Consider the following 17872-nt stretch of genomic DNA (forward strand, 5'->3'; position numbering starts at 1 on the left):
ATGACCTCCTCCTACCTCTGGAACCCGCCGCCGGTCCACTCCCTGCCCGTGCGCGGCAGCGAGCAACGTCTGCCGGTCAACCGCCTGTTCTTCGTCGGCCGCAACTACTACGCCCACGCCGTGGAGATGGGCCGTCCCGTCGACAAGGCCATCGAGCGGCCTTTCTACTTCACCAAGTCGCCGTCAACGCTGGTCGAGTCCGGCGCCACTGTGGCCTACCCGCCGGAGACCGACAACTACCACCACGAGATGGAACTCGTCGTCGTCATCGGCAAGCCGGGCTTCCGCGTGCAGGCCTCGGACGCACCGGCCCTCGTCTACGGCTATGCCTGCGGCCTGGACATGACGCGCCGCGACCTGCAACTGGTGGCCCGCGACAAGGGCCGCCCCTGGGACCTGGGCAAGGACGTCGAGCAGTCGTCCGTCGTGTCCGAGATCGTGGCCATGCCACGGCAGGTCATCGGCCATGCCGACATCGAGCTGACCGTCAACGGCCGGCCGCGCCAGAAGTCCAACATCGACAAGCTGATCTGGAGCATCCCCGAGCTCATCGCCGACCTGTCCCTCTTCTATCACCTGCAGCCCGGCGACCTGATCTTCACGGGCACGCCCGAGGGCGTCGGCGCCGTCAACCCGGGCGACCGCATTGACGGCCGCATCGAGGGCCTCGGCGACATCGTGCTGTACGTCGGCGCTGCCGAATAAAGAGCCCCACAAAAACACATCGGAGACAAGACATGACCGCCATCCCCGCATCCACGCCCGAGGCCAGGCGCAGGCACACGCTGACCTGGATCGTGACCCTGGCCATGGTCGGCCTCATCTTTGACGGCTTCGACCTCGTCGTCTATGGCGCGGTGGTGTCCACCCTGCTGCGCGACCCCTCCCACCTCGGCCAGGTGACACCCGCGACCGCCGGCCTGCTGGGCAGCTATGCACTGTTCGGCGTGATGGTCGGTGCCCTGCTGTCCGGACTGGTGGGCGACTGGCTCGGGCGCCGCAAGGTCATGCTGATGTCCTACGCCTGGTTCTCCGTCGGCATGGCCGCCACCGCCATGGTCACGACGACGACGGCCTTCGGCTGGCTGCGCTTCGCCACCGGCCTGGGCATAGGCGCGCTGCTGGCCACCACGGCTGCCCTGGTGGCGGAGTACGCGCCGCCCGGCAAGAAGAACACCATCAACGCCATCACCAACGGCGGCATCCCCCTCGGCAGCCTGCTTGCGGCCCTGATCGCCATCATGGCGATGCAGCAGATCGGCTGGCGAGGCATGTTCTGGATCGGCGCCCTGCCCGCCATCACGCTGTTGCCGCTGGCTTGGTTCAAGATGCCGGAATCCATCGCCTGGCTGGTGTCGCGCGGCCGCATGGACGAGGCCCGCGCGCTGTCGGTGCGGACCGGCGTCCCCCTGCCCGACACGAGCGTGACGCGGCTGGTGGGCACGTCGGGCACGGGCGAGCAGGTCGGCTTCGCCGGCCTGCTGAGCCGCGACTACCTGTTCCCGACCCTGGTGCTGGGCCTGATGAGCGCGACCGGACTGATGCTGGTGTATTCACTGAACACCTGGTTGCCGGAGGTCATGCTGCGCGCCGGCTTCAACGCCAAGGGCTCGCTGTCCTTCCTGGCCGTGCTCAACGGCGGTTCGCTGTTCGGCGCGCTGGCCGCCTCGCGCCTGGCCGACCGCTTCGGCCCCAAGCCCGTCGTGGCGGCCTGCTTCGCCACGGGCGGCGTGGCCCTGGTGCTGCTGACGCTGGGTTTCCCGCTCGGCGCCCTGCTGGCCATCGTCGCCGTCGTCGGCCTGGGCACCAGCGGCACGCAGACGCTGATCTACGGCTTCGTCGCCAACTACTACCGCACCAACGTCCGCGCCGCCGGCGTGGCCTGGTGCGCCGGCTTCGGCCGGCTGGGCGGCATCGGCGGGCCGATGCTGGGCAGCACGCTGATCGGCGCCGGCCTGCAGCTGGACTCGATCTTCTACGTGCTCGCGGGCCTGGGCCTGCTGGGCACCCTGCTGACCCTGCTGGTGCCGATGGCACGGGCCCAACAGGCACCGGCACAGGCACCGGCACCGGCACCCAAGCGCGCCGCGCAGCCCACCCCCAGGTCCCTGCACCGCACTGCCTGAACAACCATGAAGCTCTACAGTTTCTTCCGCAGCGGCACCTCGCACCGGCTGCGCATCGCCCTCAGCCTCAAGGGACTGACCTACGAGCTGGAGCCCGTCGACCTGCGGGGCGAACAGCACCTCGCTGCTGGTTACCGAGCCATCCACCCCCAGGGCCTGGTGCCGGCCCTGCAGACCGGCACGGCAGACGGCCTGCTGATCCAGTCGCCGGCCATCCTCGAATGGCTGGAAGAGCGCCACCCCGAGCCGCCGCTGCTGCCGGCCGATCCCAAGGCGCGCGCCCATGTCCGGGCTCTCGCGGCCATCGTGGGCTGCGACATCCACCCGGTCAACAACCGGCGCATCCTGCAGGCGCTGCGCCATGACTTAGGTGCGGACGAGGCGGCCGTGAACCGCTGGTGTGCAACCTGGATCACGGCGGGCTTCGACGCCATCGAGTCCATGCTCGCTCGCGACTCGCAGCGGGGCGCCTTCTGCTTCGGCGGCGCACCGTCCCTGGCGGACGTCTACCTGGTGCCCCAGGTCGAAAGCGCCCGGCGTTTCAAGATCGACCTGCAGCACTGGCCCTGCATTGCCGAGGTCGACGCGACCTGTGCCCAGATGTCCGCCTTCCGCGACGCCGCGCCGGCGCTGCAGCCCGACGCCGACTGATCGGCGGGCGGGCGCACCTGGCCGCCGCGACCGCATCAAGCTTGACGCCGCTCAAACTCCGGCCCAGGTCAATTTGAACCAGATCAAGGCCGGGCCTCGTGGGGCAGCCGAGCATGGGCCACCATGCCGATTCCCGCGCCCCCGCCCAGTTGCTGCGCCGGCCTGCGCCAGACCCTGATCCAGGGCTGGCAGCAGGACTTTCCGCTGCACCCCTCGCCCTTCCGCCAGATGGCGGCGCGCAGCGGCGCGACGCCGCGGGAACTGCTGAGCACCTGCCGCGAACTGAACCGCAGCGGCGCCTTGCAGCCCATCCGCGTGCGCTGGGGGGCCACGCTTCGGCGCGAGCGCTGGCGACTCGCCTTTGACGCCCCCGCCGGCTTCGTCGCCGCGCTGGCCACGCTGCCGGGCTGCTTCCGCATCGAACGCGCCGACGCCGGCGCCGGGCTGCCGACGGTCTGGGCCGAGGTCGAAGCCCTGGACGAGGGCTCGCTGCGCCGCCAACTCTCACGCCTGGCACTGGCGCCGCTGGCACGCCTGCGCCTGCCTGCGCTCGACACCACGCTGTGCTGCGACGACCCACGCCTGGCCGCCTGCGTGGAGCAGGGCCTGCAGGTCTGCTCCAAGCCGTTCGCCGAATGCGCCCGCCAGCTGGGTTGCAGCGAGCACCATGTGCTTTCCAGCCTGAGCGCCTGGCGACGCCGGGGACAGCTCGAAGGCCTGGTGCTGAAGCCGCCGCCCACGCCGGTACCCCAGCTCGGCGTGCTGGCGTTGTGGCGGCGCATCGAACCCTCGGCCGAGCTGCTGGCCAGGCTGCGCGAGCAGCGCGGCATCGATCGCGTCATCGAAGGCCCGGGAAGCGAGGAATGGCCATGGCGTCTCAGCGTCGTGCTGCGCGCCAACTCTCAGCTGGGCGCGGAATCCTGGCGCGAGCGCCTCGCCGCCACCGGGCTGGCCGCGGCGCCGGACGCCAGCGCGCCGCTGCGCATCGAGCAGCCGCGCGATCAGGCCCTGCTGTTCAACACCTAGGGCCGCGGATAGGCCGCGAGCCGCTTGACGTCGTCGATATGGATGCGCCGGCCCTCGACCGTGATGAGGCCGCCCTCCTCCAGCTCGCGCAGCACGCGCGAGAAGTACTCGGGCGTCAGTGACAGCCGCGAGGCCAGCGTCGCCTTGCTGACCGGCAGGACCACCGTGCTGGCGCCGTCGTCGCCGGCATCGCGCAGCAGATAGCCGATGACGCGCTGCACGCCGGACTGCAGCGCGTAGGCCTGCACGTCGCCGACCAGGCCGTGCAGGCGCCGGCTCAGGCCGGCCAGCATGCGCAGGGCCAGGCGCTGATCGGCCGCCATGGCCTCGAGCATGGCGTCACGCGGCAGCACCAGCAGTCGGGTGTCGCCCAGGGCCTGGGCGTTCACGGGGCTGGGCCGGCCAAGGAACATCAGCGCCTCGGCAAAGCTCTGGCCCGCCGAGACCAGCTCGATGACCTTCTCGTTGCCGTTGGGCGCGAGCACGAAGAGCTTGACCGGCTCACCGAGGTTGACGAAGAAGGCGTCACAGCCGTCGCCCGCCCGCAGCGCGAAGGCGCCGCGCTCCAGCGGGCGCAGCCGCGCGGCGGCGGCCAGCCGCTGCAGCGAGGCCGCATCGATCTCGCTGAAGATGGGCAGGCGCTGCAGCCAGCGTTCGATGGGCACGGCTTCCATGTTCAGCCGGGCCGGCCGTCGACGCGCGGACGTCCCAGCCAGTCGCCGTGGCGCCAGCCCCAGGCGGCCGTCACGGCCGCCCAGATGGCAGCGGCCGGCAGCAATCCGAACGCCAGGCCCAGGGCCGCCGCCACGCGCAACAGCACGCCGAGCTGCAGCAGCCGGTAGACCGCCCAGCCCAGGCGGTCGATGGCCAGCGGCCGACCGCTGTGCCCAGCCGCCACGCGCGTCACCATCGCGATCAGCGTGCAGCCCAGCCAGCCCAGCGTCAACGCATGCAGCGGCGCCGCACCCAGGCTGCCATGCCCCATCGCCAGCAGCGCCTGCGAGGCGGCCTGCAGGCCCAGCGCCAACCCCAGCCAGACAAAGCCGCCATGCAGCATGGCCAGCAGACGCCGGGATTCCCCCTTCAGGCTCTGGACCAGGCCCCAGCGCAGCGCCAGCGCAAGCAGCGCGAGCGCGGCGATGGCCAGCGGCGGCGCGAGCAGCACCGGCGGCAGCCAGCCCATCTCGGCCACGCCGCCGAGCAGCAGGCCACCCAGCACGGGCAGCAGCAGTGCATTCGGCCGCCAGGCGTCCAATTGCGGCAGGGCCGCCGCACTGAAGAAGGGAATCATGCGATGGGACACGACGGCATAGACCGGCGCGATGAAGCCCCACAGACCGAGGTGGACGGCCGCACGCAGCAGCGTCGCGTCGCCTTGCAGCAGGGCCAGACAGGCCAGCAGCATCGCGGCGACACCGACGCCACAGGCCGCCAGCACCCAGCGCGCATGCAGGCGGTCCGGCACGCGACTGGCACGCAGCAGGGCGGCGAAGCGCAGGCTCAGGCGCAGCCAGCCGCAGGCGGCGGTGGCCACGCCGAAGGCGGCCAGCCACAGGTTGGCATGCATGCCGACCAGGGCCAGCAGCCAGCCGCCGGCCAGCTGCAACAAGGCGGTCAGCAACGTGCGCGCGTCGACGCCGGGCTGGCCCAGCCAGCGCGGGCCGGCCGTGAACAGGAAACCGCTCATGAAGGCGGGCATGAAGCCCAGCGTGAACAGCAGGCCGTGGGCCAGCGTCGGCGGCACCGCCCAGGCAGGCGTGACACCGAGACGGGGAGCCAGCAGCACCAGCAGCCACCACAGCGCGAACAGGCTCATCGCCGCGGCGCCGATGGCAAAGCCGAGGCGATGCGGCGCGCTCAACAGCCGCCCCGGCCGCCAGGGCCCCGCAGCCCCTGTCGTCATGCCGGCGTGGCGGGTGTGCCCAGGGGTACGCCCGGCGTCAGCAGTCGCTCCAGCAACTGGCTGACGCTGGCGATCTGCACCCCGAAGGGCAGCTCGCCGCGGCCGCGGAAGAACAGTCCCTTGCTCATCTCGCCGCGCAGAGCCGCGGCCAGGCGCTGGTCGATGCAGAATTGGCCCCAGCCCTTGAGCCCGTCGCGCAGACCGCACTGGGCCAGGCAGTCGAAGGCCATGGTGCAGCGCTGCTTGAGCTGGGCGACGGCCTGTAGCCGCTCCTCGGCCTTCAGGTATTTCTTCAGCCACGGTGTCAGCACGGCGCGGGCCGGCAGGCCGGCGACGCTGGTGAACTCGATCAGGTCCTCGTCGCGCGCCTCGGCCAGCACCTGCTTGAAGTTGGGATGGGCGTCGCATTCCTCGGTCGCGACGAAGGCGGTGCCGAGCTGGGCCGCGTCAGCGCCAAGAGACTGCAGGCGCTGGATGTCCTCGCAGCGACGCACGCCACCGGCGGCGATCAGCGGCACCTGGCCTTCGACGCCGGCATCGCGCAGATGCTGGCGCACTGCCGGCAGCACGGTCTCGAATTCGAAGCGCGCATCGCCCAGGTCGGCCACGCGGGCCGCGCCGAGGTGGCCCGCGGCATGGGCCGGGTGCTCGATGACGATGGCGCTGGGCAGGCGCTGGCGGCGCTCCCATTTGCGCCACAGCAGGGCCACGCCGCGGGCATCGCTGAGGATGGGCACCAGGGCCGTGTCGGGATGGTCCTGAGCCAGGTCGGGCAGGTCCAGCGGCAGGCCGGCACCGACGACAAGGGCGTCGGCGCCCTCTTCCAGCGCCGTGCGCACCGAGGCCGCGTAGTCGGTGACCGCACGCATCACGTTCACGGCCACCAGTCCGCGCCCGCCGGCGATCTCGCGAGCCTTGCGTATCTCGCGCGACAGCGCCTCCTGGTTGGCCTGCTGGATGACGGCTTTCTTCTCGTCGCCATCGCGCAGGCCCTCGCTGCGCGCCATCAGGTCGGCATGGTGGCGGCGCAAGTCCACCGAGGCGATGGTGCCCCAGGCGCACAAGGCGGCGACATTGCCGGCCAGGCGATGGGCCGAGATGCCCACGCCCATGCCGCCCTGGACGATGGGCAGCAGCTGGCGGCCTGCCAGCTGCAGGGGGCGCAGGCCGGCGGCCGCCATGCGTTCGATCAGCGAAGAAGAGGTCATGACGGCGTTGGGGTTGAAGGCGAAGGTGTCGATGCTGGCGTCAACGCGGCGACGCCGCTTTGATGCAGGGCAAGGTGCGGCGATTCAGCCGCCCAGCACATGCATGTCGGCCCGCTCGATGCGGATCACGCTCAGGCGTTCGCGCTGCTCGGAATAGGCATCGCTGCGCGCGGCCCAGATGGCGGCCAGGCGCTCGCGCAGCCGGGCCTCGCTGCCATGCGGGTCGCGCAGCAGCGGCCGCAGGTCCTCGCCGCGGGACGCGAACAGGCAGGTGTAGAGCTGGCCTTCGGCCGTCAGCCGGGCACGCGTGCAATCGCCGCAGAAGGCCTTGCTGACGCTGCTGATGAAGCCGATCTCGCCGGCGCCGTCGGCATAGCGCCAGCGCTCGGCCGTCTCGCCACCGCGCGTCGGCGGCAGCGCCTGCAGCGGCCAGCGCTCGGCGATGCGGGCGCGCAGCTCGGCACTGGGCAGCACCTCGCCGAGCTTCCAGCCGTTGTGGCGGCCGGCGTCCATGAACTCGATGAAGCGCAGCGTCATGCCACTGCCGCGGAAATATTCGGCCAGCGGCAATGCCTCGGCGTCATTGACGTCGCGCCGCACCACCATGTTGACCTTGATGGACTTGAAGCCGGCGAGCTGCGCCGCCTCCAGCCCGCGCAGCACTTCGGCGACGGGAAATCCCACCTCGTTCATGCGCTGGAAGACGGCGTCGTCCAGCGCGTCGAGGCTGACGGTGAGGCGGTTCAGGCCGGCGTCGCGCAGGGCCTGGGCTTGGGCTGCCAGCAGGCTGCCATTGGTCGTCAGCGCCAGATCGGGCGGCGTGCCGTCCAGCGTGCGCAAGGCGGCGAGCTGGCCGATGAGCTGATGCAGGTCGCGGCGCAGCAGCGGCTCGCCGCCCGTCAGGCGCAGCGTACGCACGCCCAGGGCCAGGGCCTGGCGCGCCACCTGGGCGATCTCCTCGAAGTTCAGCAGCCGCGACTGCGGCAGGAAACGGTGGCCCGGGCCGAACTTGCTGCGCGGCATGCAATAGCCGCAGCGGAAGTTGCAGCGGTCGGTCAGCGAGATGCGCAGGTCGCGCCACGGGCGCTGGCGGCGGTCGCGCAGCGCGCCGTCGGCGCCCGTCCAGTGCACGTTGTCTTCCATGCGGTGGATTCTTGAGGGCCGCCGCGCCACGGCCCATCCGGCCATGGCAGGAGGCGGCAGCGGGCCACCTAGTCCTTTCGGCCGATACCGCCCTCCTCCGTCGGATGCGCCGACGGCGGCGCGGGCGGCTCAGACTGGGGCTCATGAACATCGAACACTTTGACGATCTGCTGGTGATGGCCCGCAGGCAACGCGAACCCCAGCATCTGCTGATGGTCTTCACCACCGCCGAGTGCGACGCCGACGCGACGCCGGAGCAGCGTGCCGCCCATGCCGCCGGTGAAGGCGGCGTGCTGCGGCCGCTGATGTGCGTGGACAAGGACCCTGCCGACCTGAAGGACTTCCAGAGCCTGGCTGCCGAGGCGCGCCAGGCCGGGCCAGCCTGGCAGCTGATGTTCACCGCCGCCCTGGCCGGCCGCACGACCGCCAGCGAGATCAAGCGCATGCTGGAGCTGCTGGTCAAGCGCGTCGAGAGCGGCGAGTTCGGCGGCCTGCTGCCCTTCAACCCCGACGGTGAAGCGGTGCTGATCGGCTGAGACGCCGTGCAGGAGCTGCCCCTGGTCTACGCCTGCTCGGGCTGCTCCAGCGCGGCCCAGCTGGCCAATCACCTGGCCGTGCGCCTGGACCGTGCCGGCGACGCGGAGATGTCCTGCATCGCCGGCGTGGGCGGCGGCGTCAAGGCGCTGGTGCGCACCGCCCAGCGCGCCGCCGTCAGCGGCCGGCCCATCCTCGCCATCGACGGTTGCCCGCTGGCCTGCGTGCGGGCCTGCCTGGCCCGTGTCGGCGTGACGGCGAGCACCGAGCTGCGCCTGCATGAGCAGGGCGTGCGCAAGGTCCAGCATGGCGACTTCGATCCGGCCCAGGCCGAGGCGTTGCTGGCGCATTGCCGCGACCTGCTCAGCCCCGCAGCTGCAGCCCGGGTCTGATAGCGCGCGCCTCGGCCAGCAGGGCCGCGGAAGGCCAGGCCAGCGGAGGACGCAAAACCCCGCTCGCGTCGGGAAGGCGTGCCAGCTGCAGCACATGGCGGGGCACGCCGGCCAGCTCGCGCACCAGGCGCAGCAGGTCGGCGTTGCTGAACCAATCCGGATGGACGGTGCTGCGGCACTCGAAGTCCACGCCGCTGGCCTGCAGCAGGGCCAGTGAGTCGCGCACCGCGCGCGGGCTGCCGCCCCGGCCGGTGATGCGGTCGAGCAAGGATTCGTCGCTGAGCGCCGCCTTGATGTCCAGCCCCACCCAGTCGAGCCGCGGCAGCAGCGTGCCCAGGCGGCGCGGGGCCAGGCCGGCGGTGTGCAGGCCCAGGGCATAGCCCATCGCCCGCAGTTCATCCAGCGCGGCCGGCAAGGCCGGGTCCAGCGTGGGCTCACCGCCGCTGAAGACAACCCCGTCGAGCCGACCCAGGCGACGCGCCAGCCAGTCGCGCAGCTCGGGCCAGCGCGGCCCGCTGCCCTGCCCGCGCGGCTGCAGCTCGGCGTTGTGGCAATAGCCGCAGCGCCAGGGGCAGCCCTGCAGAAAGACGACGGCCGCCAGGCGGCCGGGGAAGTCGACGCTGCTGAAGGGCTGCAGGCCGGCGACAGCCAGGGCGTCGGCGGTCACGACGCGACGCTTGCCTCCTCGAAGTGAACACGCTCGGCGAACTCTCCCTGCTTGCCGATGTTGAAGGACGCGACGGGCCGGTGATAACCCATCACCCGGGTCCAGACCTCGCAGCGCTGGCGTTCCTCTTCGCGCAGCGTGATGTCCTGTTCTTGGCGTTCGATGACAGCGTTCATGGGGATCTCCTTCAGGCAGGTTGGGGTTCGGATTGACGGCGCTTGGCGGCCAGCCGCTCTTCGTCGCATTGGGGGCAGAACTCGTGGTGGCCACTCAGATAGCCGTGGGTGGGGCAGATCGAGAACGTCGGCGTCACCGTCACATAGGGCAGCCGGTGATGGGACAGCGCGCGCTTGACCAGTTCGCGGCAGGCGGCGGCCGAGCTGATGCGCTCGCTCATGTAGAGGTGCAGCACCGTGCCGCCGGTGTATTTGCGCTGCAGTTCCTCCTGACGCTCCAGCGCCTCGAAGGGGTCGTCGGTGAAGCCGACCGGCAGCTGCGAGCTGTTGGTGTAGTAGGGGTTGGCCTCGCTGCCGGCCTGCAGGATGTGGGGCCAGCGGCGGCGGTCTTCCTTGGCGAAGCGGTAGGTCGTGCCTTCGGCGGGCGTCGCTTCCAGGTTGTAGAGATGGCCGGTCTGCTCCTGGAACTCCACCATGCGGGCCCGCACATGGTCGAGCAGGCGCACCGCCAGCGCGTGGCCTTCGGCGCTGGTGATGTCGTGCTGGCCGCGCGTGAAGTTGCGCACCATCTCGTTGATGCCGTTCACGCCCAGCGTCGAGAAATGGTTGCGCAGAGTGCGCAGATAGCGGCGCGTGTAGGGGAAGAGGCCCTGGTCGATGAGGCGCTGGATCAGCTTGCGCTTCATCTCCAGGCTGTCGCGACCCAGTTCGAGCAGGCGGTCCAGGCGCGCCAGCAGCGCAGCCTCGTCACCGGCATGCAGATGCCCGAGGCGCGCGCAGTTGACGGTGACGACGCCCACCGAGCCGGTCTGCTCCGCCGAGCCGAACAGCCCGTTGCCGCGCTTGAGCAGCTCGCGCAGGTCCAGCTGCAGGCGGCAACACATGGAACGCACCATCTGCGGCTCGAGGTCGGAGTTCAGGAAGTTCTGGAAGTAAGGCAGGCCGTAGCGCGCCGTCATCTCGAACAGGGCCTCGGTGTTTGGATGGGCCCAGTCGAAGTCCTTGGTGATGTTGTAGGTCGGGATGGGGAAGGTGAAGACGCGACCCTTGGCATCGCCGGCCGTCATCACGTCGATGTAGGCGCGGTTGATGAGGTCCATCTCGACCTGCAGCTCGCCATAGCAGAAGGGCTGCTCCTCGCCTGCGATGACGGGCACCTGCTCGGCGAGGTCGGCCGGACAGGTCCAGTCGAAGGTCAGGTTGGTGAAGGGCGTCTGCGTGCCCCAGCGCGAGGGCACGTTGAGGTTGTAAATCAGCTCCTGGATGCATTGGCGCACCTGCTCGTAGCTCAGCCCGTCCTTGCGCACATAGGGTGCCAGATAGGTGTCGAAGCTTGAGAAGGCCTGGGCACCGGCCCATTCGTTCTGCAACGTGCCCAGGAAATTGACGATCTGGCCGACGGCGCTGGAGAGATGCTTGGGCGGCCCCGCCTCGACCTTGCCCGGCACGCCGTTGAGGCCCTCGTGCAGCAGGGTGCGCAGGCTCCAGCCGGCGCAATAGCCGCTGAGCATGTCGAGGTCGTGGATGTGGAGGTCGGCCTCGCGGTGGGCGCGGCCGACCTCGGGGGGATAGACATGGTCCAGCCAATAGTTGGCGACGACCTTGCCCGACACATTGAGGATCAGCCCGCCGAGGCTCCAGCCCTGGTTGGCATTGGCCTGGATGCGCCAGTCGCGCTGCTGCAGGTACTCGTCCATGGTGGCCTGCACGTCGACCAGGGTCTGGCGCGCATCGCGCAGGCGGCGGTGCTGCTCGCGGTAGACGGTATAGGCCCGCAGCGTGCGGCGCCAGCCGGCACCAAACAGCGTGGACTCGACGGCGTCCTGGATCTGTTCGATGCCCGGCAGGGTGCGCGCCATCAGCTCCGGCAGCACGCCGTTCTCGGTCAGCCAGTGCGCCTCGTCCTCACCGAACTCGCCACTGGCGCGGCCGGCGCTGGCCAGGGCCCGGGCGATCTTGCCCACGTCAAAGGCCTCCAGGCGGCCATCGCGCTTCATCACCTGCTGGGGATAGAGACTCATTCCACTACCTATGGTGTTCGCAGCGCAGACAAGCGCTACATCTAGTGGCAGGCAGTGTGGCCAGCAGGGTCGGCCTCGTCCTTGAACCAGGTCAAGAAGTGGCGACGGCCTCGGGCATGGACAGGCGCCGCACCGCCTGCACGAAGCGCTGCAGCGTCGGCGAGCGCGCGCCGGGGGCGAGGCGGATGTCGATGAGCTGGAAGCTGCCTCGCGTGGCCAGGGCCTGGCGCAATGCCGCTCCCAGTTCGGCCCGCGTCTGCACGGTGTAGCCGTCGCCGCCCATGCCGGCGGCCATGGAGGCGAAGTCCCAGCCGCCGAGGTCGTGGAAGCCGCCCTCGGGCATGAAGCTGCGCAGCATCTCCCAGCCGCCGTTGTTGAAGACGAGGACGATTGGATCCAGGCCGAGGCGGGCCGCGTGGCCGACCTCCCAGCCCGTCATCTGGAAGGCACCATCGCCGACCAGGATCAGCGGCCGCTGGCCGCTGGCACGCTGCAGGCCCAGGCCGGCCGGCACGCCATAGCCCATGGTGGCGTAATAGCCCGGCGCGAGCAGCGCGGTCGGACGCACCGCCATGGCCGTGAACAGGCAGTCGCCGACGTCGCAGGCGATGGGCATCGCACCGTGGCGGGCGAAGACGTCGTTGATGGCGCGGGCAATGTCGGCGGGCTCGACCGCAGCGGCGTCCTCGACCAGGCCCTGCGGGTAGGACGGCGGTGCGGGCGGCGCCGCGACGGCGGTGCGCGGCAGCGGGCAGCGCTCGAGCAGCGCGTCGACCAGGGCGGCCAACGGCAGCTCCGCATAGACGTGGTGGCCAACGCGGACCTCGTCGTCATAGGCCACCAGGGCGTGGCGGAAGTCGATGCGCTGGGCCGACACCGCGAAGTTGGTGTCCGACACGATGACGCCGAGCAGCAGCAGCGCGTCCGAACCCTCGACGCGACGGCTCAGTTCGGGGTCGCCGGCCAGGCCCAGATAGGTGCCGGCCAGCGGAATGTCGGCGTCGGCCAGCAGGCCGCGGCCCATGAAGCTGGTCAGCACCGGCAGGCCCAGTCGCCGCGCCAGCTCGGCCACGCGCGCCTCCAGCCCGTAGCGCCTGACCTCGACGCCGACGACGAGCAGCGGGTCGCGCGCCGCACGCAGCCGCGCCAGCAGCTCGTCGGCGCAGGCCGCCACGCGCTCGGTGTCCCAATGTCGCGGCGCCGGCGCGGGCACCTCGGCGCAGGGCCGGCCCGGCAGATCGCGCGGGATCTCGAGATAGACCGGCCGCGAGCGGGCCAGGGCCGCGTCCAGCACGCGGGCGATGGCCTGGGGCGCACGCTCCAGGTCGTCCAGGCGGGCGCGGTCGACGGTGATCTCCTCGTAGAGCCGCCATTGCGAATCGAGCTGCTTGACCTGGTGATGCAGCAGCAGGCCGCTGACGGCCTCGTGCGCGGCCGGCGCGCCGGACAGCACGACCAGGGGCACGCGTTCGGCATAGGCACCGGCCACCGCGTTGACGAGGTTGAGCGCGCCGGCGCCATAGGTGACGGCGGCGACGCCGAGGCCGCCGCGCACGCGCGCCGTCGCATCGGCCGCGAAGCCGACGCCGGGCTCGTGGGCCAGGGTCAGGATGGGCAGGCGGCCGTCGCGCTCGATCTCGCGGAACAGCGGCAGCGCGAAGTCGCCGGGGATGCCGAAGATTTCGCGCGCGCCGCGCGCCAGCAGCGCGTCGACGAGGCGCTGGGCCAGGGTTGCGGTTGGGTTCATGGCGTGCTCCACAGCGGACCTATCGCGTCCAGGGTGTTCTTCAGGATCAGCCCGTACTCGGTGTCGCCTTCCATGACGAGGGCGCCGTCGAAGAAGAGCCGGTCGGCATCGTCCTCGCCACGCAGCAGCCGCCACAGAGCATCGGCGCGGGCGCGCAGGCGCAGATGGGGTGTGCCGCCTTCACCGGCGGCGCAAAAGCCGCGCTCGGTCAGCCGCAGGCGCACCCGGGCGCCGAGCTCCTGCAGCTCGATCTCGACGGTCTGGCCTTGCAGGGCCTGGCACTGCGACGCGTCCAGGCGCGGCAGCAGCAGGCGGTCGAGCAGCAGGGCCAGGGCGGTGGAAGGCGGACGGCTGGGCAGGCGGGCGATGCGCTCGCGCCAGGGCGACGGCAGGCTGGGCAGGGTCAGGCTCATGCTGCCTCCGCCAGGCCAGGCTGGCGGCGCGCAAAGCCGTCGACGAGGCGACCGGGCAGGCGCAGCTCGCGCAACTCCTCCATCGCCCATGCGGCATTGCCGCCGCGCGCGAACACCTCGTCGAAGATCTCGATGACGCGGCCGAAGTGCTGGCCGCAGGGCGACAGCCGCAGCAGGCTGACGCCGGCCTCCTGCAGCGCCTCGCCGTGGCCTATCAGGCATTGCAGCGCCGCGCTCTGGGTCTGGATGCCGTTGAGGGCGAGGAAGTCCTCGCCCTCCCCCGTCGTCAGCAGCAGGCCATCGGCATCGTCGCGGCACCGGAACTGGCAATCGTCCTTCTGCAGCCGGTGATGGCGGGCCGTGAAGCAGCGCGCCGAAAAGGCCAGCGGCAGGCGGCCGAAACCCCAGACCTCGGTCTCGAGGGCCGACGGCATGGCGTTGATGCGCGCCACCGCATCCAGCGGCAGCTCGACGGGCGCCACCCAGCGGTCGGCGCCCAGGGCGGCATGCTCGCCGAGGGCGGCGGCGTTGTAGATGTTGAGATGGGGGCCCAGCGTGAAGGGGCGGCGGCGAGCGCGCGACAACACCTGCAGCGCGGCGGCGTCACCGGCCTCGACGGGGAACTCGTCTTGCTCGCAGACGCGGCGCAGCGTGCGCAGCTCGGCCTCGCTCATGACCAGGGCCATGGTGGCCAGGCGCACGTCCTTGCCGGCGGCGCGCAGCTCGCGGGCGATGGCCAGCCAGTCGTCGAACTTGATCTCGTTGCGCCGCGAGCAGACCAGCTCGCCCAGCACAATGCTGCGCACCGGCGCGTCGGCGAGGTCGGCATAGAAATTCAGCAGCGCCTCACGCGGCCACCAGTACAACACCGGACCAATCGAAAGATCGATCATCAAAACTGCTCCGTCCATTTCCATGCGGCGCCCGGCGTCAGCCGAGGCGCCCCCTCAAGCGGCCGCCGTGGAACCGGCTTTGCCGGGCCACTGGCGGCGCCCCCTGGGGGGAGGCGCGCAGCGCTTCGGGGGAATCTGTTCACTTCATCTCCAGGGGCGGTCGTAGGCGCCCAATGTGTGCTGCTGGCCTTCGGCCCAGCGCGCCAGCTGGCCGTCCCAGGACGGCTGCACGCTGTAGCGGCCACGGCCCTCCTGGGCGGCCCAGGCGGCGTCGATGGCGGCGCGCCAGACCTTGGTGACCTCGGCCACATAGGCGGGGCTGCGCTGGCGCCCTTCGATCTTGATCGCGTCCACGCCGGAGGCGATCAGCTGCGGCAGCAGGGTCAGGGTGTTGAGGCTGGTGGGCTCTTCCAGCGCGTAGTCGCTCGCCAGTTCGCCCACCTCGAAGCGCCCCTTGCACAGCGTCGGGTAGCCGCGCGGCTCGCCGGGCCGGTAGTGGTCGATCAGCACGCCGCCCAGGCGGGCGCGCACGCCGTCGGCCGCCTCGTCCCAGCGCACGGCGCCAGGCGGCGAGCAGACACCGGCCGTGTTGGGCGACTGGCCGGTGGCGTAGCTGGACAGGGCGCAACGCCCTTCCACCATCACGCACAGGCTGCCGAAGCCGAAGACCTCGACCGGCACCTTGCAGTGCTTGAGCAGCTGCTGCACCTGCTGCAGGGTCAGCACGCGCGGCAGCACGGCGCGCGCGATGCCGTAGCGCTGGCGGTAGAACTCGATGGCCTCGTGGTTGGTGGCCGAGGCCTGCACGGACAGGTGCAGGCGCAGCTGCGGATGGCGGCGGCTGGCGTCGGCCAGCACGGCGCTGTCGGCCACGATGAGGGCGTCGGCGCCCAGCTCCGCCGCATGGTCGACGGCGCGCTGCCAGGGCTGGCTGTCACGCGCGTCGGCGAAGGTGTTCAGGGCCATCAGCACCTGGCGGCCGCGGCGGTGGGCCAGCTGCACGCCCTCGCGCACCTGAGCGGCGTCGAAGTTCAGTCCGGCGAAGTTGCGCGCATTGGTCGCGTCCTTGAGACCCAGGTAGACGGCATCGGCGCCAGCGTCCAGGGCCAGCTGCAGCGCGCGCAGCGAGCCGGCCGGGCAGACCAGCTGGGGCTTGCGCGGCGGCGGGCAGGATTCGACCGACATCAGCCTTGGCTGCAGCCACAACCGCAGCCGCCCGCGCCGGCGGGAACAGTGGCTTCGGAGGCATCGACGACACGGCCGATGCGGATGAGCCAGGCGCCGGGTTCGGCCTGCACGATGCGCCAGCTGAAGGCCAGCGGGTGGCGGACGCCGAACTGCATCAGCAGGCCGCGGGGCTCATGGTCGTTGAGCAGTTCGAAGGCCTCGCCCGGCGCCAGCGCGTCGAAGCATTGGAAGGCGAGCTGGTGGCGTTCGAAGGGGGCCAGGGGGCGGATGTCGTAGGTGGGCGTATTCATGGTTCGCAGACTAGGTGGGTCAGGGTCGCGGCGCCTTGAACTGAGTCAAGAGCGGGCGAAGGGAATGCCGCTGGGATCGAAGCCGCTGTCCTCGTCGCCAAGGCGGTAGGGGCCGGTGCCGGCGTTGTCGGCGCGCGAGGCGGGCACGAAGGCGCCAACGGCGACGTCGAAGACATGCACCTCGCCGTCCTCGATGACGTAGTGCCAACCATGCAGGGTCAGCGCCCTCGCCTCGACCTGCTCGCGCACCATGGGATAGGCCATCAGGCGCTCGAGCTGCAGCACGATGGCGCGCTGCTCGGTGCGGCGCATCACCTCGGGGCCGGGCTCGGCGACTGGCAGCGCGGCCTCGCGGCCGAGGTCCAGCCAGCGGGCGAGGTTCTGGGCCGCCGGTGCGACTTCGCCGTAGAGGGCGCGGATGGCGCCGCAGTGGCTGTGGCCGCAGACGATGATGCGTTGCACCTGCAGATTCAGCACCGCGTACTCGATGGCCGCGGCGGTGCCGTGAAACCCCTGGCTCTGGTCGTACGGCGGCACAAAGGCGCCGACATTGCGCACCAGGAAGAGCTCTCCCGGGCCGGCGCCCGTCAGCAGGTAGGGAACGAGGCGCGAGTCCGAGCAGCCGATGAAGAGCGTCAGCGGATGCTGGCCCTCGTCGACGAGATGCCGGAACAGCGAACGCTGCTGCGGAAAGGCGTCCGTCTGGAAGCGGCGCAGCCGTTCGAGCAGCTCGTCGGGCATCACTGCACCAGCGGTGAACTCGCCTGCTGCAGTTCCACGCCCTGCAGGCGGGCATCGGCCGCCAGCGTCTGAAGGTATTGCCGCAGCGCGCTGATCTGGTGCAGCTGGCGCATGCGCTGGGCCACGGCCTCGCGCACCTGCTCGAAGGCCGGCAGGCGACCCGGCTCGCGGGCGTCGACGGCGACGATGTGCAGGCCGAAGCGGCTGTGCACCAGCGTCGGCAGCACGCCGATCTCGCTGCGGCCGAACAGCTCGCGGGCGAACTCGGGTGCGCAGTCGGCCGCCGTCAGCCAGCCCAGGCGCCCGCCGTCGACGCCGCTGGGGCAGTTGGACAGCTCCTTGGCGGCCTGGTTGAAGGCCGCCATGTCGCTGGCGCGCAGACGGATCAGATGGCCCTCGGCGCGCTGGCGCAGCAGGCCCACGTCCACGCCGGGCGTGACGGCGAACAGCACATGGCGCAGTTGCAGGCGTTCGCCCTCGGCGTAGTGGCGTGCGTTGGCGGCGTAGTGGCGGCGGCAGGCTGCCTCGTCGGGATCGGGGCCGGCCAGCTCCCGGGCGATCAAGGCCTCGATGGCGGCGCTGGCCGCTTCGCTGACGGCCCCCTCGCGTGGCGTCGGGTCGTCATCGGCCAGCAGGCCCAGCTCGATGGCGCGCTGGCGCAGCAGTTCGGTGCAGGCGCGCTGGCGCAGCGCTTCGGCGTCCAGGGCCTCGGTGGCGGTAGCGATCTCGATGTCGTTGACGTGAGCCATGGCA

At 71.1% G+C, this 17872-nt stretch carries 20 protein-coding genes; 6 read left to right on the forward strand and 14 right to left on the reverse strand.

Features of this window, described 5'->3' with window-relative positions; all coding sequences use genetic code 11:
• From AC3WOE_RS27925 to AC3WOE_RS27940, 4 genes are all read left to right on the forward strand, one after another.
• Positions 1-705: a fumarylacetoacetate hydrolase family protein gene (locus AC3WOE_RS27925; RefSeq protein WP_492695290.1), complete on the forward strand. Its 705-nt coding sequence runs from the start codon at positions 1-3 to the stop codon at positions 703-705.
• Between the two features lie 32 nt (positions 706-737).
• Positions 738-2126, forward strand: coding sequence for an MFS transporter (locus AC3WOE_RS27930; RefSeq protein WP_492695292.1), 1389 nt, complete (start codon positions 738-740; stop codon positions 2124-2126).
• 6 nt (positions 2127-2132) lie between these two features.
• Positions 2133-2777, forward strand: a complete 645-nt coding sequence (maiA, locus tag AC3WOE_RS27935; RefSeq protein WP_492695294.1) for a maleylacetoacetate isomerase — start codon at positions 2133-2135, stop codon at positions 2775-2777.
• Between the two features lie 123 nt (positions 2778-2900).
• A complete protein-coding gene (locus AC3WOE_RS27940) occupies positions 2901-3803 on the forward strand; it encodes a hypothetical protein (RefSeq protein ID WP_492695296.1) in 903 nt (300 codons plus the stop codon).
• On the opposite strand, the gene AC3WOE_RS27945 is transcribed toward AC3WOE_RS27940, so the two are convergent.
• The 4 genes from AC3WOE_RS27945 to moaA form a co-directional block, all read right to left on the reverse strand.
• Positions 3800-4477, reverse strand: coding sequence for a Crp/Fnr family transcriptional regulator (locus tag AC3WOE_RS27945; RefSeq protein WP_492695297.1), 678 nt, complete (start codon positions 4475-4477; stop codon positions 3800-3802). The two genes, AC3WOE_RS27940 and AC3WOE_RS27945, sit on opposite strands and share 4 nt — an antisense overlap.
• A gap of 2 nt (positions 4478-4479) precedes the next feature.
• The gene (locus AC3WOE_RS27950; RefSeq protein ID WP_492695299.1) at positions 4480-5664 is read right to left on the reverse strand and encodes an NnrS family protein; all 1185 of its coding nucleotides are present in this window, start codon (positions 5662-5664) and stop codon (positions 4480-4482) included.
• Positions 5665-5702: 38 nt separating this feature from the next.
• A complete protein-coding gene (locus AC3WOE_RS27955; RefSeq protein WP_492695301.1) occupies positions 5703-6914 on the reverse strand; it encodes an NAD(P)H-dependent flavin oxidoreductase in 1212 nt (403 codons plus the stop codon).
• An 84-nt stretch (positions 6915-6998) separates the two neighbouring features.
• Complete coding sequence (moaA, locus tag AC3WOE_RS27960) at positions 6999-8057, reverse strand: GTP 3',8-cyclase MoaA (protein ID WP_492695303.1); 1059 nt, start codon at positions 8055-8057, stop codon at positions 6999-7001.
• A gap of 143 nt (positions 8058-8200) precedes the next feature.
• Between moaA and AC3WOE_RS27965 the strand changes: the two genes are divergently transcribed.
• On the forward strand, positions 8201-8593 hold the full coding sequence (locus AC3WOE_RS27965; RefSeq protein ID WP_492695304.1) for a ribonucleotide reductase subunit alpha: 393 nt from the start codon (positions 8201-8203) through the stop codon (positions 8591-8593).
• Positions 8594-8599: 6 nt separating this feature from the next.
• Positions 8600-8983 carry a putative zinc-binding protein gene (locus tag AC3WOE_RS27970; protein ID WP_492695306.1) on the forward strand — a complete coding sequence of 128 codons (384 nt, stop codon included), beginning with the start codon at positions 8600-8602 and terminating at the stop codon, positions 8981-8983.
• Here the strand turns inward: AC3WOE_RS27970 and AC3WOE_RS27975 are convergent.
• From AC3WOE_RS27975 to AC3WOE_RS28020, 10 genes are all read right to left on the reverse strand, one after another.
• The gene (locus AC3WOE_RS27975) at positions 8955-9650 is read right to left on the reverse strand and encodes an anaerobic ribonucleoside-triphosphate reductase activating protein (RefSeq protein ID WP_492695308.1); all 696 of its coding nucleotides are present in this window, start codon (positions 9648-9650) and stop codon (positions 8955-8957) included. The two genes, AC3WOE_RS27970 and AC3WOE_RS27975, sit on opposite strands and share 29 nt — an antisense overlap.
• Positions 9647-9826: an anaerobic ribonucleoside-triphosphate reductase gene (gene nrdD, locus AC3WOE_RS27980; protein ID WP_492695310.1), complete on the reverse strand. Its 180-nt coding sequence runs from the start codon at positions 9824-9826 to the stop codon at positions 9647-9649. The genes AC3WOE_RS27975 and nrdD overlap by 4 nt, the downstream gene beginning before the upstream one ends.
• Before the next feature lie 11 nt (positions 9827-9837).
• The gene (locus AC3WOE_RS27985; protein WP_492695399.1) at positions 9838-11823 is read right to left on the reverse strand and encodes a ribonucleoside triphosphate reductase; all 1986 of its coding nucleotides are present in this window, start codon (positions 11821-11823) and stop codon (positions 9838-9840) included.
• Between the two features lie 115 nt (positions 11824-11938).
• Positions 11939-13594, reverse strand: coding sequence for an indolepyruvate/phenylpyruvate decarboxylase (gene ipdC, locus AC3WOE_RS27990; RefSeq protein WP_492695312.1), 1656 nt, complete (start codon positions 13592-13594; stop codon positions 11939-11941).
• Positions 13591-14007 carry a ubiquinone anaerobic biosynthesis accessory factor UbiT gene (gene ubiT, locus AC3WOE_RS27995; protein WP_492695314.1) on the reverse strand — a complete coding sequence of 139 codons (417 nt, stop codon included), beginning with the start codon at positions 14005-14007 and terminating at the stop codon, positions 13591-13593. The genes ipdC and ubiT overlap by 4 nt, the downstream gene beginning before the upstream one ends.
• On the reverse strand, positions 14004-14900 hold the full coding sequence (locus AC3WOE_RS28000; RefSeq protein ID WP_492695316.1) for a U32 family peptidase: 897 nt from the start codon (positions 14898-14900) through the stop codon (positions 14004-14006). Before AC3WOE_RS28000 ends, ubiT begins: the two co-directional genes overlap by 4 nt.
• Positions 14901-15044: 144 nt before the next feature.
• Positions 15045-16085: a ubiquinone anaerobic biosynthesis protein UbiU gene (ubiU, locus tag AC3WOE_RS28005; RefSeq protein ID WP_492695318.1), complete on the reverse strand. Its 1041-nt coding sequence runs from the start codon at positions 16083-16085 to the stop codon at positions 15045-15047.
• The gene (locus tag AC3WOE_RS28010) at positions 16085-16378 is read right to left on the reverse strand and encodes a DUF2249 domain-containing protein (protein ID WP_492695320.1); all 294 of its coding nucleotides are present in this window, start codon (positions 16376-16378) and stop codon (positions 16085-16087) included. The genes ubiU and AC3WOE_RS28010 overlap by 1 nt, the downstream gene beginning before the upstream one ends.
• 45 nt (positions 16379-16423) lie before the next feature.
• Positions 16424-17119, reverse strand: coding sequence for a carbonic anhydrase (locus tag AC3WOE_RS28015; protein WP_492695322.1), 696 nt, complete (start codon positions 17117-17119; stop codon positions 16424-16426).
• Positions 17119-17868, reverse strand: coding sequence for a peptidylprolyl isomerase (locus tag AC3WOE_RS28020; RefSeq protein WP_492695324.1), 750 nt, complete (start codon positions 17866-17868; stop codon positions 17119-17121). The genes AC3WOE_RS28015 and AC3WOE_RS28020 overlap by 1 nt, the downstream gene beginning before the upstream one ends.
• Positions 17869-17872 lie beyond the last annotated feature (4 nt).

Source organism: Roseateles sp. FW305-36 (genome assembly GCF_058787015.1).

Bases quoted from the DNA above. Each gene is read 5' to 3' on its own strand.
- AC3WOE_RS27925 (WP_492695290.1), top strand. From the start codon at position 1: ATGACCTCCTCCTACCTCTGGAACCCGCCGCCGGTCCACTCCCTGCCC.
- AC3WOE_RS27930 (WP_492695292.1), top strand. From the start codon at position 738: ATGACCGCCATCCCCGCATCCACGCCCGAGGCCAGGCGCAGGCACACG.
- maiA (WP_492695294.1), top strand. From the start codon at position 2,133: ATGAAGCTCTACAGTTTCTTCCGCAGCGGCACCTCGCACCGGCTGCGC.
- AC3WOE_RS27940 (WP_492695296.1), top strand. From the start codon at position 2,901: ATGCCGATTCCCGCGCCCCCGCCCAGTTGCTGCGCCGGCCTGCGCCAG.
- AC3WOE_RS27945 (WP_492695297.1), bottom strand. From the start codon at position 4,477: ATGGAAGCCGTGCCCATCGAACGCTGGCTGCAGCGCCTGCCCATCTTC.
- AC3WOE_RS27955 (WP_492695301.1), bottom strand. From the start codon at position 6,914: ATGACCTCTTCTTCGCTGATCGAACGCATGGCGGCCGCCGGCCTGCGC.
- moaA (WP_492695303.1), bottom strand. From the start codon at position 8,057: ATGGAAGACAACGTGCACTGGACGGGCGCCGACGGCGCGCTGCGCGAC.
- AC3WOE_RS27965 (WP_492695304.1), top strand. From the start codon at position 8,201: ATGAACATCGAACACTTTGACGATCTGCTGGTGATGGCCCGCAGGCAA.
- nrdD (WP_492695310.1), bottom strand. From the start codon at position 9,826: ATGAACGCTGTCATCGAACGCCAAGAACAGGACATCACGCTGCGCGAA.
- AC3WOE_RS27985 (WP_492695399.1), bottom strand. From the start codon at position 11,823: ATGAAGCGCGATGGCCGCCTGGAGGCCTTTGACGTGGGCAAGATCGCC.
- ipdC (WP_492695312.1), bottom strand. From the start codon at position 13,594: ATGAACCCAACCGCAACCCTGGCCCAGCGCCTCGTCGACGCGCTGCTG.
- ubiT (WP_492695314.1), bottom strand. From the start codon at position 14,007: ATGAGCCTGACCCTGCCCAGCCTGCCGTCGCCCTGGCGCGAGCGCATC.
- AC3WOE_RS28000 (WP_492695316.1), bottom strand. From the start codon at position 14,900: ATGATCGATCTTTCGATTGGTCCGGTGTTGTACTGGTGGCCGCGTGAG.
- ubiU (WP_492695318.1), bottom strand. From the start codon at position 16,085: ATGTCGGTCGAATCCTGCCCGCCGCCGCGCAAGCCCCAGCTGGTCTGC.
- AC3WOE_RS28010 (WP_492695320.1), bottom strand. From the start codon at position 16,378: ATGAATACGCCCACCTACGACATCCGCCCCCTGGCCCCCTTCGAACGC.
- AC3WOE_RS28015 (WP_492695322.1), bottom strand. From the start codon at position 17,119: ATGCCCGACGAGCTGCTCGAACGGCTGCGCCGCTTCCAGACGGACGCC.
- AC3WOE_RS28020 (WP_492695324.1), bottom strand. From the start codon at position 17,868: ATGGCTCACGTCAACGACATCGAGATCGCTACCGCCACCGAGGCCCTG.